Raw genomic sequence first — 24,398 nt, forward strand, 5'->3', positions numbered from 1 at the left:
GTGTCAGGGTCAAGCCCGCCCGTCTCCCCGGGCGGGTTCGGGGCTCGCGGCGATGACGGCCTCGAGCGCGTCGACCGAGCCGCGCAGCGTCGCGATGCGCCCGAGCAGCTCGTCCCGCTCGGCGACCAGCTCGTCGTAGAGGTCGGGGCACGCGAGCCCCAGCCCGTCCTCGTGCTCCGCGAGGCAGGGCAGGATGGGGCGGATCGTGCGCGTGCCGAGCCCCGCCGCCAGCAGCGCCCGGATGCGCCGCACCAGAACCACGTCCCCCTCGTCGTACATCCGATAGCCGCCCGGCGAGCGCGTCGGATGCAGCAGCCGCTGCTCCTCGTAGTAGCGCAGGGAGCGGATGCTCGCGCCCGCCCGCCGCGACAGCTCGCCGATCCTCATGCGGGCCCCTTCCCTCTCCGACGCGGACCGCGCCGCGATACGGACATTCTCGCCCGCCTCCGCCCGGTGCGCATCCCCGCCGCGGGCCGCGCCGCATCCGGCCGGCACGGATAGGATCGGCAGATGACCGAGACACGACCCGACGGCGTCCCCCGGCCGTGCCCGCCCAGGCGGGGCGAGGAGGCCTTCGCGCAGGATGCGGATGCGCGGCTCGGGAACTTCGTGAAGCAGGCGGAGCAGGCGCTCATCGCCGCGAAGTCCGAGGCGCTGCGCCCCTTCGACCTGACGGTGGCGCAGTACGCGGCGATGATGGCGCTGTACTACGCGCCCGGCCAGTCCTCGGCCCAGCTGGCCAGGGTGGCGGCCGTGACCCCGCAGACGATGGCGACCATCCTCGCGAAGCTCGAGCGCAAGGGGCTCATCGAGCGGACCCCTGCGAAGGCGCATCGCAAGGTGCTCGTGACCGAGCTCACCGCAGAGGGAGAATCGCTGCTGCTGCGCGCGGACGAGCGCGCCCGCGCCGTCGAGGAGCGGCTGGCCGACGCGTTCACCGCGCAGGAGCACGCCGCCGCCCGCGATCTGCTGCGGAGGATCGCGGCGGCGCTGCGGGGCGGGGCACATGAGGCCGAGGCGGACGAGGCCGGGGCGCCCGGGCGTCCCGGGGCATCCGGGTAGCGCCGCCGTTCAATAGCGCGAGCCGTACGGCGCCGGGAGCGCGTCGAGCTCGCCCAGCTCCGCACCGCTCAGCTCGAGGTCCGCGGCAGCGAGGTTCTCGGCCAGGTGCGCGCCGCTGCGCGTGCCCGGGATCGGGATGATGCGCTCGGAGCGGGCGAGCAGCCAGGCCAACGACACCTGCGCCGGAGTCGCCCCGTGCGCCGCGGCGATCCGCGAGACCGCGTCGACGATGGCGCGGTTCCGGGCGAAGGCCTCCGGGGTGAAGCGCGGATTGGCGGCCCGGAAGTCGTCGTCCTCGAACTCCCCCGGCGCGAGCGTGCCCGTCAGGTAGCCCCGCCCGAGCGGGGCGAAGGGGACGAACGACACGTCGTGCTCCCGCGTCCATCCGAGGAGGTCGCCGCCGGGCTCGGTGCCGCCGCCGGCCCCGCCTGCGGCGCCGGCCCCTCCCGCGGCGCGGGTCTCTCCCGCCGCGCCGGTCCCTCTCCCGGCGCCGGTCTCTCCCGCGCCGCCGAGCGGATCCCGCGTCCACAGCGACAGCTCGGACTGGATCGCCGTGACCGGATGGACGGCGTGCGCGGCATCGGCCTGGGCGACGGAGACCTCGGAGAGCCCGAGCCATCGCACCTTGCCCGCCTCGACCGCCGTCGCGAGCGCGCCCCAGCTCTCCGCCACCGGCACGCGCTCGTCGACGCGGTGCAGATAGAACAGGTCGATCCGCTCCACGCCGAGACGGGACAGGCTCTCGTCCACCTGCCGCAGGAGGGTCTCGGGGCGGCCGTCCCGATGCATGCGGCGGCTCGCGAGGTCGTCGACCACGAGGCCGCCCTTGGTCGCGATCACCGCGTCCTCGCGGCGCCCTCGGATCGCCCGGCCCACGAGCTCCTCGTTGCGGCCGTCGCCGTAGACGCCCGCCGTATCGATGAGCTCCACGCCGGCGTCCAGCGCCGCGCGGATGACCGCGGCGGAGCGCGCGTCGTCCCGGCCGCGCTCCGCGTAGCCCCAGCTCATCCCCATGCACCCGAGACCGAGCGGCGCGATCTCTCGGCCGGTCCCTCCCAATCGACGCCGCATCCGTTCCGCCTTCCCTCGAGTCGCAGCAGTCTGCTACGTTCCTATATCAGCTTACTGATACTGTACAGCAATCTGATATAACGACGAGGAGCACGCGCATGAAGGCCATGCAGATCACCGGCTACGACGGCCCCGAGGGGCTGCGCTACGACGAGATCCCGGCGCCCGAACCGGGGCCGGGCCAGGTCGCGATCGACGTCGGATTCGCGGGCGCGAACTACGTCGAGGCGCTCTTCGCGGGCGGACTGGTGGACAATCCCCTGCCCTGGGTGCCGGGCATCGAGGCGGCCGGGCGGGTCCGGGCCCTCGGCGAGGGCGTGGACGGCGTCGCCCCCGGCGAGCCCGTCGCGGCGCTCACGATCAACACCGGCGGCGCCTACGGGCGGGTCGCCGTCACGCACGCCGACCTGGTCGCCCCGATCCCGCCGGGCATGGATCCGGCGATCGCGGCGGTCGTGCCCTCGAACACGACCACCGCGCTGCTCGCGCTGGAGCGCGTCGCGCGCCTCCGGCCGGGCGAGCGGGTGCTCGTGCACGCCGCCGCGGGCGGTCTGGGATCGCAGTTCGGCCAGGTGGCCCGCGCCCTCGGCGCCGGCCGCGTGGTCGGCGTCGTCGGGAGCGAGTCGAAGCGACGGGCCGCCCTCGACCTCGGCTACGACGAGGTCTGGCTGCGCGCCGACCTCGAGGGCGCCGAGCCCGGGCGGTTCGACGTGATCGCGGACCCGGTCTCGGGGCCCGGCCGGGCGACGAGCCTCGGCCTGCTCCGCCTCGGCGGCCGGCTGCTCGCCGTCGGCGATGCGGCGCAGGCGGGCGATCAGCGCATCAGCAGCAACACGCTCTGGTTCAACGGCATCGGCGTGCTGGGATTCAACCTCGGCGCGCTGTCCGCCGCGGATCCGCGCACCGTCGGCGCCTACCTCCGCCGCGCCCTCGCCCTGGTCGCCTCCGGCGAGGTCCTCGTGCACGTCGCGGAGCGCGCGCCGATCCGGGAGGCGCCGCGGGTGCTCGCGGCGCTCCGCGACGGGAGCACCGTCGGCAAGACCGTGCTCGTCCACGAGGCGGGCTGAGCGGCCGGCCGCCCCGGAGCGACGGCGGATGCGCGGCCCTCAGCCGGCGCCGGGCTCCGCGAGGCGCCGGGCGGCGGCGACCACGGACGCCCTGCGCCGGGCGTGCTCGGCCTCGCTCTCTGCACCCGTGATCATCCGGGCGACCTGCGGCACCGCCGTCCACCATCCCGCGAGCGCGAGCACCAGGAACATCAGGTGGTCGGCGTCGAGGCCGGCGTCGACCGCGCCCTCCCGCTGCCCCGCCTCCATCGCGGCGGTCTTGCGGGCGTAGTATCCGCGCCGGGCCGCCTCGTCGGGCACCTCCTCGTCGTAGGCGAGCCCCTCCCAGCGCATCAGCCGGCCGAGCTCCGGATGCTCCCGGTGGTAGTCGTAGACGCGGCCCGCGTAGTCGCCGACGTCCTCCCGGGCGAAGGACTCGACGGGCACGTCCCGCGCGACCTTCGCGAGCTCCTCGCGGAGCACCGACGCGAACAGCTCGCGCTTGCCGCCGAAGTAGTTGTAGACCCGCTCCTTGTTCACGCCCGCGGCGCGGGCGATCCGCTCGACGGTGGTGCCGTCCGGGCCGTGCGCGGCGAACTCGAGCACGGCGGCGTCAAGGATCCTGCGCTTGGTGCCCTCGGTGTCCCACGCCATGCCATCGCCCTCCGCCAATCTCCAACGCTCGCGTTGCTTATCCGCCCCGAGCGTACTACGGTCGATTCCAACGTACACGTTGGAAAGGGGCGCGATGTCCGCACGCATCGACGATTCGAGCACCACGAGCCGATCCGGCCGGGAGCATCCCGCGACCGGGGCGACGATCGCGCTGCTCGTCGCGACCGCCTTCTTCGTGCTCACCCAGCTCTATTCGGCCATCCCGCTCATCTCCCCGGTGGGCGAGGATCTGGACGCCGACGTCACGTTCGCGCTCTCGACGGTCTTCAGCCTGTGCTACGCGGCGGGGTTCGTCGTGTGGGGCCCGCTGGCCGACCAGTACGGCCGGAAGCGGATCATGGCGATCGGCCTGATCGCGCTCGCCGTCGCGACGATCGGCAGCGGCTTCGCGAGCTCGGTGCCGATGCTCGCGGTGCTCCGCGGCGCGCAGGGCGCGGTGGCCTCGAGCTTCGCGCCCGTCGCGCTGGCCTACCTCTCGGAGGCCGTGCCGCCGAACCGGCGGGCCACGGCGATCGGGGCGATGTCGACGGCATTCCTGGTGGCGGGCATCGGCGGACAGGCAGCGGCCTCGGCCATCGCGCTCTCCCTGGGCTGGCGGTGGCTCTTCTTCGGCTCGGGCGCGGTCCTCGCGCTGTGCCTGCTGGGGATCGCCGCGCTCGTCGTCGAGCCGCGCCGCGCCGTCGGCGACTCGGGGCTCGCCGGCCGCTTCGCGGCGGTCGGCAGGGTGGCGATCCGCCCCTCGGTGCTGCTGCTCAGCGCGGCGCACCTCACCCTGCTGCTCTCCTTCGTGGCGATGTACACCGCGCTCGGCCCGCACGTCGCGGAGCTCGGACTGCAGCCCTCGCAGGTGATCTGGATGCGCCTCGTCGGACTGCCCGGCATGTTCGCCTCGCTGCTCGCCGGCCCGCTCTCGCGCCGCCTCGGCGTGGCCAGCGTCGCCCGGCTCGGCTTCGGGCTCGCGGCGGCGGGCCTGCTGCTCGAGGCAGCGCTGATGGGCTCGCTGCTCGGGACGGCGCTCACGAGCCTCGTGTTCGTCACGGGCGTGGCGCTCGCGGTGCCCGCGATGATCACGCTCTTCGGCGAGGCCGCGGCGCCGAACCGTGCGGGCGGGATGGCGCTGAACGGCTTCGTCCTCTTCCTCGGGGCGAGCATCGGCCCGATGATCGCGCAGCTGCCGCTCGGCTTCCCGCTCCTGCTGCTCGGCCTGGCCGCGCTCATGCTGATCGCGGTGCTCTGCCTGACCGGGTTCGCCCGGCTCGCGACTGGCCGCCGGTCGGGGACTTCCGCGTGACCCGCGGCGCGCGGGGACGCGAGCCGCTCAGCCGGCGACGTGGACGTGCCGGCGGCCCAGGTCGTCCCGCTCCGCGATGTCGAGCAGCGCGCTCGCCATGTCGGGGGCGGTGATGGACCAGCCGCGGGCGAGCGGCCCGGCCGGGTCGAGGCGGTAGCGGCCCTTCGCGCCCGCGGACCGGATCCGCGGGGCCCGGATCGCCGTCCACTGCGCCGCGGACTCCCACAGGACGACGTCCATGCGGCGCATGTCGTCGTAGGTCGCGCCGAGGAATCGCTGCAGCAGGGGCAGCACCACCCAGAGCTTGAAGAGCCCCTGGTGCGCCCAGTGCTCGGCGACTTCGGAGGAGATGACGACGATCCGCTCGACCCCGTGCCGCGCCATCCCCGCGAGCAGGTTGCGCGTGCCCTCCGAGTACAGGACGGTCGGCCGCCTCGACGTGCCGATGCCCACGGTGCTCACCACCGCGTCGATCCCCTCGAGCAGCGGCTCGACCGAGTCGGGATCGAGGATGTCCGCCGCCGCCGTCCCGAGCCGCGGATGCTCGACGGCGATCCCGGACGGGTCCCTGGCGAGCGCCACGACCTCGTGCCCTCGTCGAAGGGCCTGCTCGACCACGTGCCCGCCGACCATGCCGGTCGCGCCAGCCACCAGGATCCTCATATCGCGCTCCGCTCCCCCGCCGCTCGACTACACTGACGGAATATTCCCGAATCGAGTTATTCCCGTTTCGGGAAGAGTGTAGCAAGGAGGATGAGGATGGGCGAGGATCCCGCCGCGCGGGTGCGCGCGGCGCTGCAGCGCCAGGTGGTGCACGCCGTGCTGGGGAACGAGCGGATCGCGAGGGAGCACGGGCTGCGGGTGACCGATCTGCAGACGCTGCATCTGCTGGTGCTCCGCGAGGATGTCCGCACGCCCCGGCGGATCAGCGATACGACGGGCATGCCCACGAGCACCGTCACGAAGCTGCTCGACCGGCTCGAGCAGGCCGGGTTTCTCCGCCGCGCGCCCGATCCGGAAGACCGCCGCCGGACCCGCATCGAGCTCGAGGAGGACGCCATCGCGCCGCTGCGGAACGTGTACGGGCGCACCGACGAGGAGTTCGCCGCGCTGAGCGGGGAGTTCGCGCCGTCGGAGCTCGAGGTGGTCGCGCGCTTCCTCGACGCCGTGAGCGACTTCTACGCCGCGAGGCCCGACGAGTCGCGGTAGCCCCGGCGGGCCGCAGCGCCCCGGCGGACCCCGACCCGCTCTACACGAGCGCCCGCATCGCCAGCGCTACGCGACCGCACGCATCGCCGGCACTACGCGAGCGCCCGCATCGCCGACCCGAGGAGCATCCCCGCCCCGAAGAGGAGCAGGAAGACGCCCGCGCCCCTGCCGAGCCAGGGCAGCGCGCGCCGCATCCGCCCGAGTGCCCGCCGGGAGCCGAGCATGACGGCGACGAGCACGTCCCAGGCCAGCACGATCCCGAACATCCAGGCGCCGTAGAGCGCGAGCGTGAGCGGCGGCTCCCCCGGCACCGCCGCGGCGAGGCTCACGTAGAACAGCGCGTTCTTGGGGTTGAGCAGCCCCGAGGCGAGGCCGAGGCCGAGGTTGCGCAGCCACGTGCCCCGGGCCGCGCTCGGCCCGTGCTCGAGGTCGATCCTCGCGGGCGAGCGCAGGAACGCGATGCCCATGAAGACGAGGAATCCGCCGCCCACGGCCTGGATCGCGTCGAGCAGCGGCGGCCGGGTGATGAGCGCGATGCCGGAGAACGCCGCCGCGATGAAGGCGCCGTTCGCGAGCGCGATGCCCAGGCAGGCGCCGGTGGCGTTGCGCCAGCCGCCGGCCAGTGCGACGCGGGCGATGAGGAAGAAGTCGACGCCCGGGATGAGCAGCGAGACGAAGTGCGCGATCGCGACGGCGAGAAACTGCTCCATGCGCTCCCCCACGGTGGTCTTGACGGTGGACTCGCCAAGTATCGGGAGCGGGCGCGGCCGGGGTCTTGTACGTTCTTGCGCTCAGCCGCGGTAGGCGCCGGGCGAGGCCGCGACGTGCGCGCGGAAGACGCGGTGGAAGTGGCTCTGGTCGGCGAACCGGAGGTCGTGCGCGATGTCGGCGATGGGGCGCCCTTCGCGGAGCAGCCGCCGGGCGCGGATGATGCGGGCGTTCTGCCGCCAGGCCAGCGGCGAGAGCCCGGTGGCCGCCCGCATCGAGCGCACGAGCCGGTACTTCGTCATGCCGACCAGCTCGGCGAGCTCCGCGAGCGGCGGATTGGCCTCGTCCTCGCGCAGCCGCCGCATGGCCGGGGCGAGGCGCTGCAGGAGCTCGGCGTCGGCGCGGCCGGCGATCCGGTGCGCGGGCGAGGCGGAGGCGAGTTCGCGCAGCAGCGCCGCGAACGCCGCCTCGACGCGGTCGCGAGGGGCGTCCTCGAAGACCGCCTCGGCGGTCTCGCGCACGAGGCCCGGCAGGTCGTCGCGGCGCAGCACGCTGATGCCCGAGAAGAGCGCGTGCGCGTCGCGGGGCGCGAGGTCCGCGGCCCAGCGCTGGTCGAGGTGGGTCATCTGGTAGCGCCAGGCTCCGAGGTCGGGATTGCAGGCGTGGACCTGCCCGGCGGGGATGAGCGCGATGTCGCCGGGCTCGAGGCGGATGGCGCCCTCGAGCGGGCCGGCGAGCACGGAGTCGCCCGCCTCGATCAGCCCGATCGAGAACCCGTCGTGGGCGTGCGCCCGATAGCAGCGGTTCTGCCGGCACGAGCGCCGCGACTCCAGGTGCGGCACCGCCGTGCTGCGCGCGAACTCCGCCATCTCGCCCTCGCCTCCGCTCTGCACCCGGTCAGCCTAGCCCGATGATGCAGTAGCCGGGAGGAGCCCGGTGCACCCCCGCATTCAACGGGTGGATCGCGAAAGCGGGTCGCCGTCTGCGGCGAACCTGCCGAAGGAGTCTCGACGTCGGACTCGGGATGCCGAGCCGAGGGGCAGCCCTCCCGCGAGACGCCCAGCGGTGTTAAACTGCGCCCCCTCGAACACAGGGGCGAAGAGCCGCATCTCGCGCTCGGTCGCGCCGAGCGCACGGGCGCGCGCCGGTATCGTGCCGGCGGCATCGGCGACCTGGGCCAGCGCCGCTCGCGCGCATTCGAGTGTCATCCGATAGCCGTCCCTCCCCTCGAGGAGCCTTCGCAGGTCTCGTTCTTCGGGATCGTCCTGGGCGTCGATCGGCGTCGCCTCGGTGATGTCCGGGAACGGGTTGACGTCGAAGACGGGGGACAGATCCCATCCGTCGGGCCCTCTGAGAAATCCATGGTTCCGTGCATGATCGTCGACGTTGTTGACGAGGACGCTGAACGCGATCCGACGGAACAGCTGCTCGCCCAGACGGTCCATATCGGCGGTCCCGGCCATCGCCTCCGCAGCGAGCTCCTCGTAGGTGTATGCATCTGCCCGTGCGAGCCCGAGCACCGCGGCCCCGCTCAGATACCCGATTCGCTCGCCCCCATCCGTGCGGTCGAATCGCCGGAGAAGCGTCACCCCGTATCCTTCGCCGTCCGCCGCCATGTAGCGGATTCGCGGAGTCTCGATCCCGGCATCGGCGGCAGCCTGCGCGGTCGCCGCCTCCCAGAGCGCGACGTTCCATCGGTCCTCACGGCTGGGCAGCTTGGCGAGCATGAGCGCACCGTCGCCGGTCGATACGTTGAACTTCGGCCTTGCGCCGCCCGCGCCCGTGCCCGTCGGAAGCATGCTCAAGGCCTCTTCGGAGAGTTCCTCATCGGCTTCGATGCGGCTGGCGATCCGCGCGAGCGTCGGTATGAATTCGGTCGAGGCGAGCACCTGGCGAGTTTCGTCATCGCCATCCGTGTCCGGGCTGCCGAAGCGGAGCGCCCCCTGCCTCGTCCGGTCGGCCAGACGCATCAGGACGTCCAGCTCGGTGAGCTTGCGGAACCGCTCGCCAGCGCTTCGGGCCTTGCGGCGCTCGATCGACTCGATGAGTCGACGGCCCCACCGGTCCGGCTGCACGTCTCGAAAGGCGAGGAACACGTCCGTATGCACCGGCGGCGTGTGCAATCCGCCGGTCAGGGGCAGATCCGGCGACAAGGGGTAGGCCGACGGATCCGCGAGGTATTCATCGCTGTAGATGAAGGTCATGACCGGTGATCGACGCGGCGGAACCCGCTGCTCCGAGATGACGCCGACCGCTACCTCGCGAAGGTCGGGGAGCTGCAGTGTGACCGTGATCGGGTAGTCGGCCGGGCTCATCAGCGGCTCTTCCGCATGTACGCGGCGAGGCGAGCCCGCCCCTGCTCGGAATTGAGCGGATCAGCGCCTTCGACGACCTGCTCGAGCAGTCCTACCGCACGGAGGATCTCCAGCGCGGAGGCGAGTTCCACATTCTCGCCGCGTTCGAACTTGCGCAACGTCATCAGGCTCACGCCGGCTCGGGCGGCCGTGGTCTTCGCCGTCATGTGCGTGATCCGGCGCATGAACGCGGTCTGCTCCCCGAGCGCGGACATGGCGCGCTTGACCGGAGCAGTGCGCTTGTCCATCGATACCTCCAAAACTGCCATGATTCTAGCAGTATTACCAATAGAATGAATGGTTTATGGCGGAATCCAGGGAATGCCCCGTCATTCGAGAGTGCGCTTCTCACTCGGTCGGGCCGACAGCACCGATGACCGCTCCTTCGGCGGCCTTCCCTCGGTCGCCCTGGCCCTGCGGTTCCGCGAGGCCGACCTTGGGCTTCGCCCAGGAGCGGCCTCGGGTGTCCTTGAGGATGTCGTACTCGACGTCGACGTGCGGCTCGATCGCGCTGTACTTGTCGTTCGGGGCGCCGATGATGAGCTGGAACCCGAGCCCGCGCCAGGCGCCGATCGCGCGCTTGGTGAAGTGCGCGTCCGCCTTGATGAGGGCCTCATCGAGGAAGACGGGCGCGTACCGCGGCCGCTCGGCGTCGGCGTCCCCGAGCTGGTAGCGCAGCGCGGCGCCCACGATGAAGGCGATGAGCTCCTGCGATTCGCCGCCCGACTTCTCCCCGATGTGGTCGTAGAGCGCGGCGTGCGCACCGGTCTCGGCGTGGATCTTCTCGGCGCTCACGCGCACGTGGTTGCGCACGTCGACGAGGTCGGCGAAGTCGGGGGCGGTGCGGCGGATGCGGTTGATCAGCCGCGCCATGCGCTCGTACGCCTGCTCCCGCCCGGCGTCGGACTCGGCGCGGTCGATGAGCGCGCGGACCTCCCGCAGGTCCTTCCGGAACCGCCGTCGCACCTCGGACTGGTTCTCGCGCGGCGCGATCTGCAGCCGGTGCTCGTCGTCGTAGAACGGCAGGTCCTGCATGATCCGGTTCACCGGCTCGATGCGCTCGCGGATCTCGCGGAGCGAGCGGCCGAGCGTCGAGTCGAGGTTGGTGAGGTCGTTGCCCGACAGCGTGAGCAGGCTGTTCCGCCACTCCGCCTCGAGCTCGTGCAGGCCGCTCGTCTCGAGCTCCTCGAGGATGCGCTCGAAGTCCTTGAGCGAGTGCTCCGGGTCCGCCCGCAGGTTCGGGTTGGGCCACGTGTCGAGGAACGTCTCGAGCGTGCGCCGGAGGCTCCCGCGCTGCTCCTCGAGCGTGTCCTGCGCGGCGCGCCGGTCCTCTTCGAGCCGTTTGGAGGCGTGCTCGAGCGCCGCGTCGAAGCGGGTCAGGCGGTCGGCGCGCCCCTCCTGCGCCGCGTGCTCGGCCGGGGCGAAGCGCTCGTGCAGATAGGCGGCCTGCGCCTCGGTGAGCTCGCGCCCCGCCGCCTCGGCCTCCTCGAGCGCGATCTGGGCCTCGTCGACCGCGTCGGTGATGGCGGCCCACTGCTCGGCGACGCGCTCCTGCTCGCCCTTGGCCCGGCCGGTGGCCTCCTGCAGCCGCGTCGTCTTCGCCTTGAGCTCGGCGATCTGCCGCTGCAGCGCCGCGATCTCGGGGCTGCCGGCCGTGATCTCGTCGATGATGCCCCGCCAGCGGCCCCGCTCGCGCTCGACCGAGGCGACGTCGACCTCCTCCCACGTGAGGGAGGCGACGAGCCGGTGGGCGGTCTGCCGCGCGTCCTGCGCATCGAGCTCGGCCACGGCCTCCGCCTCGGCGCGCTCCGCGGTCGCGACCTCTGCCTCGACGCCGCGGATCTCGGCGTCGAGCTCGGCCTGCCTGCGCCGGCTCGAGAATCCGAGCACGTTGCGCCCGCCGTGCCCGCCGTGGGCGCCGCGGCCGCCCTGCGAGACCTGCCCGGTGATCGTGAGCGCCTTCTGATGCCGCGGGAGGTGCTCGGAGGCGTCGACGCAGACGAATCCGAACTGCTGCTCGAGGCGCTCCTGCAGCCAGCCGGTGAACTCGCCCTCGCGGTAGTCGAGGCGCCCCGGCAGCCGGAGCGGATCGAGGTCCCGCCGACCGGCGAGATCGGTGCGGGCGCCCTCGTAGCGCAGCCGCACGGGCGTGCGCACCGCCTCGATGGCGCGGCGGAAGTCGTCGAGCCGCGCGGCGTCGATGAGCAGCGTGGTCGCGAATCCGCCGAGCGCCAGGTTGAAGGCCTCCCGCCAGGGCTCGAACTCCGTGCGCACCTCGATGAGCTCGCCGACGAACGGCAGCGACTCCGCCGGGATGCCCGCCGCGCGGGCCAGCTCCTCTCGGGCCTCGTGCAGGCGGCCCGGGATGTTGTCCTCCCGCCGCTCCGCGAGCCGGCGCTCGCCCTCGAGCTCCTCGCGGCGCTGCCGGAGCCGCCGCGCGGTGCCGCGCGCCTCCGAGTACGCCTCGAGCAGCGCGGTCTTCGCGTCGCGGTCGGCGAGCGCGGCGCGCGCCCGGTCCGCGAGCGCCGCGAACTCCCGGGCGGAGCCGATCTCCTCGTCGAGGCACGCGATGCCCTCGTCGAGGCGGGCGCGCTGCTCGCGCGTCTCGGCGAGGCGGCGCTCGACCTGGGCGAGCTCGCGCTCGGCGGTGTCGAGGCGGTCGCCGCCGGAGTTCCGGAGCACCTCGACGCGCCCTTCGCGCTCGGATTCCGCGGCGTTCGCCGCCGCGAGGCGCGCCCGCACCTCGGCGTCGGCGGCGCGCTTGCGCTCCGCGAGTTCGGCCTCCGCGGCGCGCAGCAGTTCGAGCCGCCGCCCGGACCGCCACAGCGCGGCGAGCGAGCCGGGGTCCGAGAAGCGGCCGATCTCGTCGAGCAGCCGCAGCCGTTCGCCGGCCTCCTCGATCCTCGCGCGCATCTCGCGGATGGGCAGCAGGGTCCGCACCTGCCGCTGCGCGGCGACCATGCGCGTCCGCGTGCCCTCGAGCTCGTCGAAGTGCGCGACCACGGCGTCCGCCGTGGCCATCGTCTCGGGCTCCTCGAGCACCATCCGCTTGTAGAGCTCGTCCACGGTGGTGATCTGCTGGCCGGCCTGGATCCTGGCGAGCAGGCTCATCGCCTTGGCGCCGGCGCCCGCGGCGCCGATGCCGAGCACCGAGTGGATGCGCGCGAGGAACTCGCGGTCGGTGGGCATCGTCTCGAGCCCGGCGGCGCGCACCGCGGCGTCCGAGAGCCGCTGCCCGGCGGCGCGTTCGAGCGCGCCGAGGTCGAAGTCGCCGTGCACGACGCCGCGCACCTTGACCGCGTCCTCGAGCACCCGCGCGGCGGCGGGGAGGTACCAGGCGCGCACGGCGGTGAAGCGCGAGCCGTCGTGGTCGATCCAGGTCATGGCCACGGCGGTCCACGTGTCCTCGCCGTCGCCGCGCAGCACCCGCACCTGCGTGCCGTCGTCGGTGCGCGACTCGTCGAGCTTGCCGCGGCCGTAGGAGAGGATGTTGCGCTGCTCCTCGCCGCGCGGGCGGCCCGTGACGCCGCCGTTCGAGGCGCCGTTGAAGGGCGTGGTGTGCGGCATCATCAGCGCGATGTACGCGTCCATGAGCGTGGACTTGCCCGAGCCGGAGCCGCCGCACAGCAGCGTCGCGGTCGGCGAGAAGCGCACGCGGTGGGCGCCGTCGTAGCCGCCCCAGTTGACGAGCTGCAGCTCGTCGGCGAGCCACTGCTGCCCGCGGGATTCGGCGGGGATGAGCCCGAAGAGTGTGTCGAGCATGGTCATCGGGCGGCACCTCCGCGGGCGTGGTGAGTCGCGGCGGGGGCCGCTCGGGGGTCGTCGTCGGGGTCGTCGGGCGCGGCGTCGAGGCCGTCGGAGGCGGCGCCGGGATCGTCGGGTGCCGCCCCGGGGTCTTCGGCCGGCGTTCCGGCGGCCTCCGACCCGTCCGCGGGAGCCGCCGGCAGCGCGCCGCCGGTGCGGGCCTGCTCGCGCAGCCACTCGTCGAGCGCTCGGAGCCGGTCGGCGCTCAGCACGATCTCCACGAGCGGGCTGATGCGGTAGCGGCCCTCGGACTCCTCGTCCACGATGCCCTCCTGGCGCAGCCGCGCGAGCGCGCCGCGGATCATCCGCTGGCGGCGGGCAAGGTCGCCGTCGGCGCCCGTGAAGTAGGTGAGCACGGTCTGCTCGACCTCCTCGACGTCGACGCGCGCGGCGGGCTCCCCCGCCGTGGATTCGCGCTGGTACACCGTGCGCAGGTAGACGAGCACGAGCGTCTCGGCGCGGGAGTAGGCCTCGTCGCGGAGCAGGATGGGCACGTCGAGCTCGTCGGAGCGCACCTGCTGCTTGTAGGCGACGCCGCGCTCGGAGTCGACCACGAGCCGGACGAACAGGTCGTGCAGCCGGGACTCGATCACCTGCTGGTGCTCCATGAGCACGGTCCAGTCGTCCCGGTTGCGGTCGGCGAGCAGGAAGCGGCGCTGCAGCAGGCGCACGAGCACGCGGCGCACCTCGGGGTCGAGCACGCCGCGGTCGCCCGCGAAGCACTCGGCGGGGTCGTGCTCCATCGCGACGGCCTCGATGAAGGGATCGTGCTCGGCCGGCTCGGGGCGGTCGATCTGGTCGTTCATGCGGTCGGCTCTTCCGGGGTGTCGGTGTGCGGGGATGCGGTGCGGGCGCTCACGGCGCCGAAGGCGAAGCGGCGCACGGTGCCGTCGGGGCGGCGCGCCTCCACGACCGAGATGCCCTCGTCCTCGGCCATGCCGTTGCGGTGGGCGATCTCGAGCAGGCCGAGCAGGTCCACGGGGCGGCGCGCATCCTCCGCCACGCCCTCGAAGGCCGAGGCGAGGTCGAAGCGCTCGCCGCCGAGGCCGGCGACGTACTCCTCGAGCTCCCGATAATAGGGCCCGCCCCAGGCGCGGGTGTCGGCGTCGAGGAACTCGGCCTCCTCGTCCCGGCGCAGCGGCGCGGGCGCGCTGGGCGGCCGCGGGTCGCTGAGCGACTGCCGCAGGTGCCCCACGTTCGCGGTCGGGAGGCTGCGGAGCGGCTCGACGGCGGCGTTGCCCCTCGCATCCTGCATCCACGTCTGCAGGCCGGACATGACGTTGCGCAGCAGGTCGTCGACCTCGCGGTCGCGGGCGGGGTCGTGGGTGCGCACCTGCGCGGTGATGACGTGGGAGGCGCGGCGCTGCGCGGTGAGCACCTCCTGCACGCCCTGCTCGACGCGCTTCGCGATGGCCTCGAGCTCGCGGCGCTGCTCGACGCGCAGGTGGCGGGCGAAGGGCAGGGCGAGGAGCGTGCCGAGCTGGTCCGTGAGGCGGTCGATGTGCTCGGGGTCACCGATGAGCTTTAGGGCGCCGGCGAAGGCGCGGCCCTCCGGGGTGGCCTCCATGACGTGCTGCCCGCGGTGGAGGTACTCGCGGAGCACCTCGCCGGCTGGGCGCACGTCGCGGCGCAGCTCCGAGACCACGTCGCGCTGCATCGCGTTGATGGATTCGGCGACGCGGGCGAAGTCGGCGGGCAGCTCGCGCGAGAGGTGCAGCACGTTCTCGGCCTCCTCGAGCAGCCGGTCGTCCTCGAGGGGCTCGACCTCTCCCCTGCCGAGGCGCTCGATCTCGGCGTCGATGGCGTCGCGCTCGGCCCGCAGCCGCGCGATCCGCCGCTCGGGGTCGGTCTCGGCGTGCTGCGAGAGCTGCTCCACGGATTCGAGGAGGGTGCGCACGCGCGAGCGCGACACCTTCGCGCGGCCGGCGCCCGAGCGGCCGACGATCTCGAGGGCGCCGACGGCCTGCGCCGAGAGGCGGTAGACCTCGACGCCGTCGTCGATCTGCGGCACGAGCCAGCCCACGCGCACCCAGTAGCGGCAGATCTCGCGGCCGGTGCCGGCGGGGAGCCCGCGGTCGTCCTCGTCGTAGCCCGCGGCACGGAGCTCTTCGGCGACGTCGCCGACCTCGACGTGCGCGTCCGAGATCGCCACCGTGGGCCGCTCCGGGGTGAAGATGAGCGAGAGCGCGGCGACGACGAACGGCGCGTACCGGCCGTGCAGCAGGTCGAGCGTCGGATTCTTGAACGCCGCCGCTGCACGCTGATAGGCGGCCTCCGCACGCGAGGTGGTCATCCCTCAAGGCTATCCCGCGCATCCGACGCGGCGCGCGCGGCGGTTGACAGGGATGTTCCGGTGGAGATCCGGCGCAGTGCAGGAGTTCTCCGAACCGGAGACGTCGGCGCCTGCCCCGGCCGTCGCGGCGGCTATGCGCCTGCGCCCTGTTCGCGCAGCCACGCGCGGATTCGGCGGCGGGCGTTGGCGTAGGGCGAGGAGGTGTTGAGCTGGATCATCCGCCCCGCTGTGTACTTGCCGTACCAGGGAGCTCCGTAGAGCTCATCGTCGTCGAGCCCCGCGACGAGGACGACGACGCCCCTCTCGGCCCGTGCGAAGCGCTCGAGCAGCTCCCGCCAGGTCAGATCGGCGTACTCGCGGTAGAAGTGCTGGGCGAGGTCGCCGAGCTCGTTCCAGCCGAACCCGGGCGCCGGAAATTCGGGCTCGACGCCGCGACGGCGCTGCTCGTGCCAGGAGAGCACGAGTTCGTTCCAGCCGATCAGGTAGGACACCAGGTCGGCAGGACTCATTTCGGTGCCGGCCTTGTGACCGGGCAGCGCCGCCTCGCGCGCTCGCTCCTCGGGGACGCGGGCGAGGTCCCCCGCGAGCTTCTCGTATCCGTCCTCGATCGCGTGCAGCAGCTCGCTCTTGGTCCGCGGAACGGCCATGGGGTCTCCTCACGACGCGCACAGCCCATGTCCCGGGTTCGGGAGTCCCGGCGATGGTATTCGCCACGGGATCAGCCGCTGTCCGCCGTCTCGTGGAGCATCGTATTGCACCGGTGCGGGAGCGGCGCCCGGACGCATGACCGCTCCCGGGCGTCGGCGTTCCCGAAGCCGTGGACTCGCCGAGATCCGCATCGTGAAGCCGAATCGGATGAGTGCGGTCCGGACGATCCGATCGCCGCGCCAAGGCCCGCTTCGAGCATCCTTGCGCTCGTGGCGGCCTCGGGCGAGACTGCACTCAGATCGGCCCGATGTCCGCATCGGTCGGCCCTGATTCGTGGAGGGGCGTTTCTCGGCGCCTCGCCGCGAGAACAGCCTGTTGGAGGAAATGGATATGACGGATCTCGATACGAGCTCGGTCACGATGCTGGACGGTCGGCAGACGACGTTCGGCGAACTGGCGGATGGGCGGGTCGTCCTCGTGGTGAATGTGGCCTCCCGGTGCGGGCTCGCGCCGCAATACGAGCAGCTGGAGGAGTTGCAGCGGCGCTACGCCGAACGAGGATTCACGGTGATCGGCTTTCCCAGCAACCAGTTCCTGCAGGAGCTGCGCTCCTCCGAGGCGATCGCCGACTACTGCTCGACCACGTGGGGAGTGACCTTCCCGATGACCGAGAAGGTGCGGGTCAATGGGAAGAACGCGCACCCGGTGTATCGACAGCTGACCGCGCATCCCGATGCGGAGGGCAAGGCGGGCAGGGTCGCATGGAACTTCGAGAAATTCCTCGTGCATCCCGACGGGCGGGTGAGGCGATTCCGGCCGCGCACGGCTCCCGATGCCCCGGAGATCATCCGCGCCATCGAGGAGTGGACTGCGGTTCCTTCCTGAACGCCGCCGCTGCACGACGGCGGGCGGCCCCGCACGCGAGGCGGTCGATCTTCGCGGGCGCCCCGGCGGCGCGCGCGGCGGTTGACCGGGCCCTGCCGGGACGGGAGCATGAGGGCATGGATCGACCACCGCAACTTCCCCGCACAGTGGACTGGGCACGCGAGGCCCCTCGGGACGAGCTCGATCCGCTGCTGTGCGAGGCGCACGCGGCCAACGAGGTGGCGGACGACCTGCACCGACGCGCCGAGCTCGCGCAGGGGAACGCGGTGCGCACACTCTTCACGGCGCTCGGCGCCGGTATCGCTCCGGGCAGGGTCGGCGACGGCGGGCATCGGGCCGAGGAGCCCGCGTCCTCGCGGCGGCCGGGCGGCTGCGCGGCGGTGCTGATCGGCATCCTCGTGCTCGTCTCCCCGATCCTCGGCATCGCCGGCTTCCTCAGCGGCATCGACGTGCGCCTCGACGGCGGGACGGGGTTCTCAACGGAGGAGCTCGATCTCGACACCCAGATCGCGCTCTCGATCGTCGGGTTCTGGGTCGCCGTCCTCATCCCGCTCGGCGCGCTCGTGCTGTGGCTCCGGGACGGGCGCGCGCGGGAGCGCATCCTGTTCGGCCTGCAGGCCTATGTGATCGTCTTCGCGGCCGTGGCGCTCGTCGCCCTGCACTCCCGCGGCCTCGCCGTGCTCGATCTCGGCGAGCCGGCGGTGCTGCCGGTGTGGATCGCCGCGGGGCTGGCCGCCGCCGTGCTGCCGGTGCTCGCGCTCGGCTCGCGGGCGCCGGTCGAGGAGGAGCCGGCGCAGCGCATCGTCCTGAAGCGCGCGCCCGACCTGCACCGGGTCGATCGCTCGTTCGCGCAGCTGCCCGAGCCCGTACGGCGGCAGCTCGTGGACGCGCGGAACTCCGGCGTGCGCGTGCTTGCCGAGCGCGGACTCGTCACGGAGGCGTCGGCGGCCGCCGCCGCGGAGCTGCCGTTCGGCTCCCTGCGCTGGGAGGAGCCGCGGCCATGATGACCGCGATGCGCGAGGGCGGGAGGCCGCCCGCGAAGCCCTGACGCTCCGCGGCTCGACGAGACGCATCCCCGCGCCCTCATCCGCGGCGCGGGCGAGGCCCGGCGGCCGCTCAGTCCTGGACTCGGCGGAGCCCCGCGCGCCGCAGCCACCCGGGGAGGATCTGCACGAGCGGGATCGCGATGATGGCCGAGATCACCATGTACGGGAGGCTCAGGGCGGGGAAGACGATGCTCCAGGTCGCGTACGGCTCGACGACGATGATCCCGGCGACGGAGAGCATGCTGAGGATCGCGACCCACATGAGGGCGAGGGCGATGAACGGGCCGCGCCGGTAGACGGCGCCGCTCGCCTCGCCCGGGCGCATGAGCGCGGCGACGAGGGCGATGCTGGAGCCGATGAGCGCGAGCATGAGCACCGCGAGGGGCGGGCCGAAGAAGAACCGGTCGCCGAAGAAGCCCTCGGGATCCAGACCGGCGAGCAGGCGGTGCGCGGTGAAGCCGCCGAGGAGGGTGGCGATGGAGGCCGCGCACAGCGCGAGCAGTCCGGTCACGCGCTTCGGCTGCGGCGATGCGCCCGCGTCGCTCGTCATGGCTCCCCTGTCCTGAGGTTCGAGGCCGGCCGCGGTCGTGCGCGCCGGTTCGGCTCGGTCTGCCGTGGTTGCGATCGTAGTGGATGGGGCGGTCGCGGCTCCTCCGCTCGGGTCGCCCGCAGTGCCGTATTGCTATCAATATCAATATTGATAACATTAGGGCATGGCTACTTCTTCGGCGCTTCTGCATCCCGTAAGGCTCCGCATCGTCCAGATGCTGCTCGGCGAAGGCGAGCTCACGACGCATCAGCTCCACGAACGGCTCGCGGACGTGCCGATCGCGACCCTCTACCGCCACGTCTCGCACCTGGCCGAGCACGACCTGATCGAGGTGGCCGAGGAGCAGCAGGTGCGCGGCGCGAGCGAGAAGACCTATCGGCTCGCCCCCGGCTTCGCGAACCCCTCCCCGGAGGAGCTGAGCTCGCTGAGCGGCGAGGAACTGCTCACGGCTTTCACGGTCTTCACCTCGGGCCTCATCCGCGATTTCGGCGATTACCTCGACTCCGGCGAGCCGGATCTGCACGCCGACCGCGTGAGCTTCGCGCAGGCCGCGTTCTGGGCCGATGATGAGGAGATGGACCGGCTCGGCCGCGCGATCATGGCCGCGCTCGAGCCGCTGCTCGGCAACTCCCCCGCCCCGGGCAGGCGCCGGCGCGCGCTCAGCACGATCCTCATGCCGAGAGCGTACGCATCCGCCGAGCCCCCGCACGCGGCTCCCGAGGCCGCGGAGGGCGAATGATGACCGCGGACACGTCGAGCGCCGCGGGGCTGGTCGTCGGCTACGCGGAGACGGAGGTGCTGGGGCCGGTGGACTTCTCGCTGCGGCCGGGGATCACTGCGCTGCTGGGCCGGAACGGCGCCGGCAAGACCACGCTCATGCGCACGCTCTGCGGCATCATTCCGCCCCTCGGCGGCACCTGCGCGGTGCTCGGCGAGCCCGTCTCCGACGGCGCGGCGGTGCGCTCCAGGGTCGGCTATCTCGGGCACGAATCCGCGCTGGCCTCGAGCCTCACGGTGCGGCAGAATCTCGAGTTCTGGTCGACGGTGACCCGCACCTACCCGGATGCCGTCTCGGTCTCGGTGGATCGGCTCGTCCGGGAGTTCGACCTCACGGCGCTGCTCGAGCGGAAGGCGAGCGCGCTGAGTCGCGGCCAGCGGCAGCGGGTCGACCTCGCGCGGCTGGCGATGACGGAGCCGCGGTTCGTCGTGCTCGACGAGCCCCTGACGGGCCTCGACCCGGTCTACGCCGCGCGGACCCGCGCGCTGCTGAGCGCCTGGGGTGAGCGGCGCACGGTGCTCTACTCCACCCACAGCGTTCCAGAGGCGCTGGCCCTGGCGCGGCGCTTCCTCGTCCTCGGAGCTCGAGGGCTCGTGGAGCTCGATTCCGAGCGCGAGCCCGTGTCCGAGGCGCGGATCCTGCGGCTTCTGGAGGCCGACTCATGACCGCTTCGCTCGCACCGCGGTATCGCGTATCGGCGTTCACCCGGCGGTCCTGGATTCAGCAGGGCGCCGCGACGGTGCTGCTGGCCGCCCTCGTGGGCGCGGGGTTCGGCGTGCTGGTGCTGCTCGGCGCCGAAGGGGCGAACACGCTCGCGAACACCCCGGGCCTCGTCCCGAGCGCTCCAGACGGGCTCATCGCCGCGCGAGACGGCCGCGGCGAGTTCCTGCCGATGACCTCGTATCTGCTGACGATGGTGCCGGCCATCCTCGGCGCGCTGATCGCGATCGTCGCCACGCTCGTCCTGCCGGGCGTGGTCGCGGACGACATCACCGGCGGCGGCATCGAGGTGCTGCTCGCCGGCCCGATCCCGCGTCGCCGCCTGTTCTCGGCCTATCTCGGGGCCGCGCTCGTCCTGACCTTCGCGGCGTGGGGCGTGGCGCTGGCCGCCTTCCTCCTCGCCGCGGGCATCACCGCGGCGAGCACCGGCGCGTCGGTGTCGCCCTCGCTCGGCTATGCGGCAGCGGTCGTCGTCGTGCCCTTCTCGATGGGGCTCTGGTCGGCGACGGCGACGCTCTTCGGCGCGCTGCTGTATCCGAGCAGCCTGGAGACCAGGGCCGGCCTCAACGGCGGTCCGATCCGGCTCGTGGCGCTGCTGCCCGCGCTCGTCGCCGTGCCCTCCGTGCTCTTCCTGCAGGACTGGGTGCTGCCCGCGCTCGGCCTCATCCTCGTGGCGACGCTGGCGGCGAGCGCCGTGCTCATCCGGGTCGCCGCGCGCCGTTTCCGCAGCACGCGGGTGCTGAGTCGGTGAGTTCGTGAGTCATGCTTTGGCGGGCGCCCCTCTTCGGGCTGTCGGCGCCGGCTTTCCACGTCCGACCCCTCGACGCCGAGCGACTGGGGGTCGCCGTGGCGTGCGCTATCCGCGCAGCCATTCGGCGAATCGGGGCCCGTGGGTCTCGAAGTCGCGTCGCGGCAGGAAGGCGCCCTGGTGGAAGGCGCGGCCGTAGCGCGTGGGGATGCGCAGCGGCACGGGTTTGGGGCTCCCCTCGGTCGGCAGCTGCCGGGTCATCTCCCAGAGCGTCATCCGGTCGGGGCCGACGATGTTGTGCAGGTCGCCTTCGCGCCGTCCGAGCGCGCAGTCGGCGAGGACGGCGGCCACGGCGTCGAGCGCAACGGGCTGCAGCAGCATGGCGGGCACGAGGGCGATGGGGCCGAATCGCATCCGTTCGAGGTTCTGCTCGGCGAATTCGAACCACTGGCTCGATCGGACGATGGTCAGTCGCTCGCTCTCCCGGCGGGCGACGCGCTCCTGCGCGGCCTTGCCGGCGAGGTAGCCGTATCCCTGGAGCGATGGCGCATCGCAGTTCACGATCGAGAGCAGCACGTGCGGCACGCCGAGCCGGTTGGCGGCCGAGGCGACCATGCGGGTGGATGCGGTGAAGAAGCTGGTGGCCTCGCTTCGGCTGATGGTGAAGCGGCCGGCGGCTTCGATGATGGCGTCGGCGTCGGGGACTCGGCCGGCGAGGTCGTCGTGGAGGACGTCGAACCCGGTGGTGCGGGAGAGCATCGTGACTCGCGCGCCGCGCTCTTCCAGGGCTTGTTGGATGGCGGGGCCGGAGCGCCCTCCCCCGACGACGGCGATATGCGACATGGTTCCTCCCGATCTGCTTCGATCCTCTATGATCACAGAGGCTACTACGATCGTAGAGTTGCTGGCCAGAGCGAGGGAGAAGCATGTCGAGGCGCGAGCTCATCGCCGATACGGGGATTCGTCTGATCGCGCGGCAGGGAATGCGGAGGCTCACGCATCTGGTGATCGATGCCGAGGCGGGTCTGCCGAAGGGGTCGACGTCGTATTACGCGCGCACGCGGAGGGATCTGCTCGAGCTGGTGGTGCGGCGTCTGTCGGACGGGTCTGCGGCTGATGTCGAGGGGCTGGAGATTCCCTCGCGACTGACTCCCTCGGCTGCGGCGCGCATCACGGTGGAGGTGCTGGAGCGGATGGCCGCGCGGGAGGATGCGCAGGCGGCACGGTTCGCGCTCATGTTCGAGCTCCGCAACGATGAGGAGCTCCGGCGGCTGCTGACGGAGGATGCGCCGGTGCGGCAGCTGCTGCACGATGCGGCGGCGCGGATTCTGCGTGCGGTCGGCTTGAAGGATGCGGAGCGCGAGGCGCCGAATCTGGTGGCGCTGGTGGATGCGCTGCTGATGTACCGGGCGGCGCGGGCGGCTGAGGTGGATGCGGAGGGGGTTCTGGGGGCGTATTTCAGGGGTGTGTCAGCTGATAGCTGATGGTCGACCCGGCCGATCTCACGCAGGAAGGACGCCTGCCGTTTCACCGTGAGGGCAAGCCTAGGCGTCAACGCCCCGACGAGATTTGAACCGGCGACCCCTTGAAGGATCCGGTCGATTTCCGGCCTCCGCCGATCGTCTCGGGAACTCGCGGATTCCCTTGTGTTTACAGGGAACCGGGCGGTTCGCTTAGTCCGAGTGTAGCCGGTTGGTGGCGAGTCTTGGCGGGTGGCTGAGATGGGTATTCGGTGACGCATCACCACTTCCTCCAGCACGGTCCCAGCAGAGCAGCCGCCGCTACTGTCGGGGGCTCGCTCCGCCGCGTCATAGGTCACGTGTGGGAGCCTCCGGCCGGCGGGCGGGGCTTCATGGCGTTGCGCCAGTAGGTCTTGGCGGGGTCGATGCTGTTGGTCGCGATGATCTCGCCCATGGGCAGGTGCACGACGGTGGCGGCGGTGTCGACGGCGATCAGGATGCAGTGCTTGCCGCGGTGGTCGGCGCCGACGCCTAGGTGGTGCATGCGTCCGGCGCGGCGGAAGCTGATCTTTCCGTTGCTGCCGACGTGGTCGTAGCGGACGGTATCGGGCCGGGCCAGCCAGTCGCGTGACGAGCTTCCCTAGCTCTTCGTCGATTCTCATGTTCAGCATGGCAACCGGATCATCCGCGTTGTCGACTTCACGAATTAGACGCTCGAGTCGGTTCTCGAGCGTTCGTCGCTCAAGTGTGGGCTTATGCGCCGGAGCGCCCTTCGGCGTGGGTCTCCGCAGCCGTCGCTTCCGAGGCATGCGCACGCTGAACCACATGGCTCAGACCTCTGCCGTCACTCACGCCCCATCCATGCCCAGCCGGCCGAGATCACGACACGACCAGAGTGATCGGATCGTGGATCAACGGCCCCGTCGTAAGGTTGGCCTGCCAAACCAGTCGTTCATGGATCGCGCCGCTACCGAGATGCAACTATCAACGTCGGCAAAGAACTGATCAGCTTGATTCTCATCCAGCGTCGCCGCGATGAGTGACCGTATGAACGCGCTGGTATCGACGGCGGAGGGGTCAAGCCGGGAATCGAGCCCGTAGTGCATCAACGTATTCCGCAGCGGTCGCACGTCATCTCGAAGGATGCTGATCGAGGCGGGATGCTGGAGGATCGTGTCAATCACCGCCCGCGAGTCAGGTCGAAGCGTCTCGGCTTGTACATCGCGGAGGATGGAGAGGCTCCGAACCACCTGGTAGATCGTAAGGAATCGAATCTTGAACGTCGTGTAGCTCTGTGGCGCTTCTGACCCCTCAGGAGCGACGACATAGGTGATGAAGTTCAGATGCCCGAGCAGCAGCACCAGTGCCGCGTTGAGGTCTGGCGTGCTGTCACCGTTGAACGTGTCCGGATAGAACTTCGCGCTGCGCAGATCCTCGACTTTTTGCGAGAACGCAATCGGATCCAGTGTGTCTGGGAAAGACGTCTGATGCGTGTCGATGCGGGCACCAAGCCGACCGAAGTACTGCCCGTACTCCTCTGAGAACTGCCGCACTTGTGCTCCAGCATCGTCCTGTGAGATCGTGCGAGCTTCCAGCCCGAGAGCGAAGGTAGCGGAGTGCGTTGTAGAGATGACTCGATCGTCGTATCGGTATATGCCGATATCCTTGGCAAAGGGCTCCAGCCATTTGAACCGCAAGAGGCCGACAAAGTAGTCACGGTGGGCCGGAATGATCTCCTCGCCAAAAGCACTCCGCACCCCGTCCAAGCCACGCTTTGTGTCCTCGAAGAACTTCAGGCTGTGCCGCGACCTCACGATCATCTGTTCTGCTCCCGACGAAAGCTCTTGCGCGAGCGTCTCATCGATCGAGCGGAGCTTGCGAAGCCCTTCGTAGATGAAGAGAGCAAGGTAGCTCCCCATGCAGAATGAGAGTTGCGGCGCGAACGACCGGTTCGCTGATCGCCGCAGTGCGCTCAGGTAGCGGCCGACGAACGTCGCATCCTCGCGAATGCCATGCATGGTTAGCTCTGCGCCTACCGAACTCACCCGTT

26 protein-coding genes are annotated in these 24,398 nt (G+C 71.8%); 10 read left to right on the plus strand and 16 right to left on the minus strand.

Going from position 1 to position 24,398, the window contains the following annotated elements:
- Window positions 1–9: 9 nt before the first annotated feature.
- Window positions 10–387: a MerR family transcriptional regulator gene (locus FM112_RS13655; RefSeq protein WP_087008519.1), complete on the minus strand. Its 378-nt coding sequence runs from the start codon at window positions 385–387 to the stop codon at window positions 10–12.
- A gap of 123 nt (window positions 388–510) precedes the next feature.
- Between FM112_RS13655 and FM112_RS13660 the strand changes: the two genes are divergently transcribed.
- The gene (locus FM112_RS13660) at window positions 511–1,062 is read left to right on the plus strand and encodes a MarR family winged helix-turn-helix transcriptional regulator (protein ID WP_087008521.1); all 552 of its coding nucleotides are present in this window, start codon (window positions 511–513) and stop codon (window positions 1,060–1,062) included.
- Window positions 1,063–1,071: 9 nt separating this feature from the next.
- Here FM112_RS13660 and FM112_RS13665 read toward each other — a convergent pair whose 3' ends face one another.
- The gene (locus FM112_RS13665; RefSeq protein WP_087008522.1) at window positions 1,072–2,133 is read right to left on the minus strand and encodes an aldo/keto reductase; all 1,062 of its coding nucleotides are present in this window, start codon (window positions 2,131–2,133) and stop codon (window positions 1,072–1,074) included.
- Between the two features lie 98 nt (window positions 2,134–2,231).
- Between FM112_RS13665 and FM112_RS13670 the strand changes: the two genes are divergently transcribed.
- Window positions 2,232–3,200, plus strand: a complete 969-nt coding sequence (locus FM112_RS13670; protein WP_087008524.1) for a zinc-binding dehydrogenase — start codon at window positions 2,232–2,234, stop codon at window positions 3,198–3,200.
- A 39-nt stretch (window positions 3,201–3,239) separates the two neighbouring features.
- Here the strand turns inward: FM112_RS13670 and FM112_RS13675 are convergent, their stop codons facing one another.
- Window positions 3,240–3,833 carry a TetR family transcriptional regulator gene (locus FM112_RS13675; protein ID WP_087008526.1) on the minus strand — a complete coding sequence of 198 codons (594 nt, stop codon included), beginning with the start codon at window positions 3,831–3,833 and terminating at the stop codon, window positions 3,240–3,242.
- 94 nt (window positions 3,834–3,927) lie between these two features.
- Between FM112_RS13675 and FM112_RS13680 the strand changes: the two genes are divergently transcribed.
- Window positions 3,928–5,145, plus strand: a complete 1,218-nt coding sequence (locus FM112_RS13680) for an MFS transporter (RefSeq protein ID WP_176386837.1) — start codon at window positions 3,928–3,930, stop codon at window positions 5,143–5,145.
- A gap of 27 nt (window positions 5,146–5,172) precedes the next feature.
- Here the strand turns inward: FM112_RS13680 and FM112_RS13685 are convergent, their stop codons facing one another.
- Entirely contained in the window at window positions 5,173–5,796 is a 624-nt protein-coding gene (locus FM112_RS13685) for an NAD(P)-dependent oxidoreductase (protein WP_254910504.1), read from the minus strand.
- Window positions 5,797–5,904: 108 nt separating this feature from the next.
- Here FM112_RS13685 and FM112_RS13690 point away from each other — a divergent pair, with 108 nt between their 5' ends.
- Complete coding sequence (locus tag FM112_RS13690; protein ID WP_254910505.1) at window positions 5,905–6,354, plus strand: MarR family winged helix-turn-helix transcriptional regulator; 450 nt, start codon at window positions 5,905–5,907, stop codon at window positions 6,352–6,354.
- A 92-nt stretch (window positions 6,355–6,446) separates the two neighbouring features.
- On the opposite strand, the gene FM112_RS13695 is transcribed toward FM112_RS13690, so the two are convergent.
- From FM112_RS13695 to FM112_RS13730, 8 genes are all read right to left on the minus strand, one after another.
- Window positions 6,447–7,064, minus strand: a complete 618-nt coding sequence (locus FM112_RS13695; protein WP_087008531.1) for a LysE family translocator — start codon at window positions 7,062–7,064, stop codon at window positions 6,447–6,449.
- A gap of 81 nt (window positions 7,065–7,145) precedes the next feature.
- Entirely contained in the window at window positions 7,146–7,955 is an 810-nt protein-coding gene (locus FM112_RS13700; RefSeq protein ID WP_254910506.1) for an AraC family transcriptional regulator, read from the minus strand.
- 57 nt (window positions 7,956–8,012) lie between these two features.
- A complete protein-coding gene (locus FM112_RS13705) occupies window positions 8,013–9,377 on the minus strand; it encodes a type II toxin-antitoxin system HipA family toxin (protein ID WP_087008535.1) in 1,365 nt (454 codons plus the stop codon).
- A complete protein-coding gene (locus FM112_RS13710) occupies window positions 9,377–9,664 on the minus strand; it encodes a hypothetical protein (protein WP_087008537.1) in 288 nt (95 codons plus the stop codon). The genes FM112_RS13705 and FM112_RS13710 overlap by 1 nt, the downstream gene beginning before the upstream one ends.
- Window positions 9,665–9,764: 100 nt before the next feature.
- On the minus strand, window positions 9,765–13,184 hold the full coding sequence (locus FM112_RS13715) for an ATP-binding protein (protein ID WP_087008539.1): 3,420 nt from the start codon (window positions 13,182–13,184) through the stop codon (window positions 9,765–9,767).
- Complete coding sequence (locus FM112_RS13720; protein WP_369678174.1) at window positions 13,181–14,026, minus strand: DUF4194 domain-containing protein; 846 nt, start codon at window positions 14,024–14,026, stop codon at window positions 13,181–13,183. The genes FM112_RS13715 and FM112_RS13720 overlap by 4 nt, the downstream gene beginning before the upstream one ends.
- The gene (locus FM112_RS13725) at window positions 14,023–15,513 is read right to left on the minus strand and encodes a DUF3375 domain-containing protein (protein WP_087008541.1); all 1,491 of its coding nucleotides are present in this window, start codon (window positions 15,511–15,513) and stop codon (window positions 14,023–14,025) included. Before FM112_RS13725 ends, FM112_RS13720 begins: the two co-directional genes overlap by 4 nt.
- A 131-nt stretch (window positions 15,514–15,644) precedes the next feature.
- On the minus strand, window positions 15,645–16,160 hold the full coding sequence (locus FM112_RS13730) for a ClbS/DfsB family four-helix bundle protein (protein WP_087008543.1): 516 nt from the start codon (window positions 16,158–16,160) through the stop codon (window positions 15,645–15,647).
- A gap of 391 nt (window positions 16,161–16,551) precedes the next feature.
- On the opposite strand from FM112_RS13730, the gene FM112_RS13735 reads away from it, so the two are divergent.
- A complete protein-coding gene (locus tag FM112_RS13735; protein ID WP_087008545.1) occupies window positions 16,552–17,046 on the plus strand; it encodes a glutathione peroxidase in 495 nt (164 codons plus the stop codon).
- Between the two features lie 116 nt (window positions 17,047–17,162).
- A complete protein-coding gene (locus FM112_RS13740) occupies window positions 17,163–18,050 on the plus strand; it encodes a hypothetical protein (protein ID WP_140400694.1) in 888 nt (295 codons plus the stop codon).
- 112 nt (window positions 18,051–18,162) lie between these two features.
- Here FM112_RS13740 and FM112_RS13745 read toward each other — a convergent pair whose 3' ends face one another.
- On the minus strand, window positions 18,163–18,642 hold the full coding sequence (locus tag FM112_RS13745) for a hypothetical protein (protein WP_087008549.1): 480 nt from the start codon (window positions 18,640–18,642) through the stop codon (window positions 18,163–18,165).
- 163 nt (window positions 18,643–18,805) lie between these two features.
- Between FM112_RS13745 and FM112_RS13750 the strand changes: the two genes are divergently transcribed.
- Genes FM112_RS13750 through FM112_RS13760 form a run of 3 tightly spaced genes read left to right on the plus strand, consistent with a single transcriptional unit; the run spans window position 18,806 to window position 20,891 of the window.
- Window positions 18,806–19,381, plus strand: coding sequence for a helix-turn-helix domain-containing protein (locus FM112_RS13750; RefSeq protein WP_087008552.1), 576 nt, complete (start codon window positions 18,806–18,808; stop codon window positions 19,379–19,381).
- Window positions 19,381–20,085 (plus strand): ABC transporter ATP-binding protein, encoded by a 705-nt coding sequence (locus tag FM112_RS13755; RefSeq protein WP_087008554.1) that lies wholly within the window; start codon window positions 19,381–19,383, stop codon window positions 20,083–20,085. Before FM112_RS13750 ends, FM112_RS13755 begins: the two co-directional genes overlap by 1 nt.
- The gene (locus tag FM112_RS13760; RefSeq protein WP_087008556.1) at window positions 20,082–20,891 is read left to right on the plus strand and encodes a hypothetical protein; all 810 of its coding nucleotides are present in this window, start codon (window positions 20,082–20,084) and stop codon (window positions 20,889–20,891) included. Before FM112_RS13755 ends, FM112_RS13760 begins: the two co-directional genes overlap by 4 nt.
- Before the next feature lie 105 nt (window positions 20,892–20,996).
- Here FM112_RS13760 and FM112_RS13765 read toward each other — a convergent pair whose 3' ends face one another.
- Window positions 20,997–21,731, minus strand: coding sequence for an NADH(P)-binding protein (locus FM112_RS13765; RefSeq protein ID WP_087008558.1), 735 nt, complete (start codon window positions 21,729–21,731; stop codon window positions 20,997–20,999).
- A gap of 83 nt (window positions 21,732–21,814) precedes the next feature.
- Between FM112_RS13765 and FM112_RS13770 the strand changes: the two genes are divergently transcribed.
- A complete protein-coding gene (locus FM112_RS13770) occupies window positions 21,815–22,372 on the plus strand; it encodes a TetR/AcrR family transcriptional regulator (protein ID WP_087008561.1) in 558 nt (185 codons plus the stop codon).
- 331 nt (window positions 22,373–22,703) lie between these two features.
- On the opposite strand, the gene FM112_RS13775 is transcribed toward FM112_RS13770, so the two are convergent.
- A complete protein-coding gene (locus FM112_RS13775) occupies window positions 22,704–22,892 on the minus strand; it encodes a hypothetical protein (RefSeq protein ID WP_087008563.1) in 189 nt (62 codons plus the stop codon).
- 367 nt (window positions 22,893–23,259) lie between these two features.
- Window positions 23,260–24,393, minus strand: coding sequence for a hypothetical protein (locus FM112_RS13780; RefSeq protein ID WP_140400695.1), 1,134 nt, complete (start codon window positions 24,391–24,393; stop codon window positions 23,260–23,262).
- Window positions 24,394–24,398: the final 5 nt, after the last annotated feature.

Source organism: Gulosibacter sp. 10, assembly GCF_900163695.1.
In the GTDB taxonomy this organism is placed as follows: domain Bacteria; phylum Actinomycetota; class Actinomycetes; order Actinomycetales; family Microbacteriaceae; genus Gulosibacter.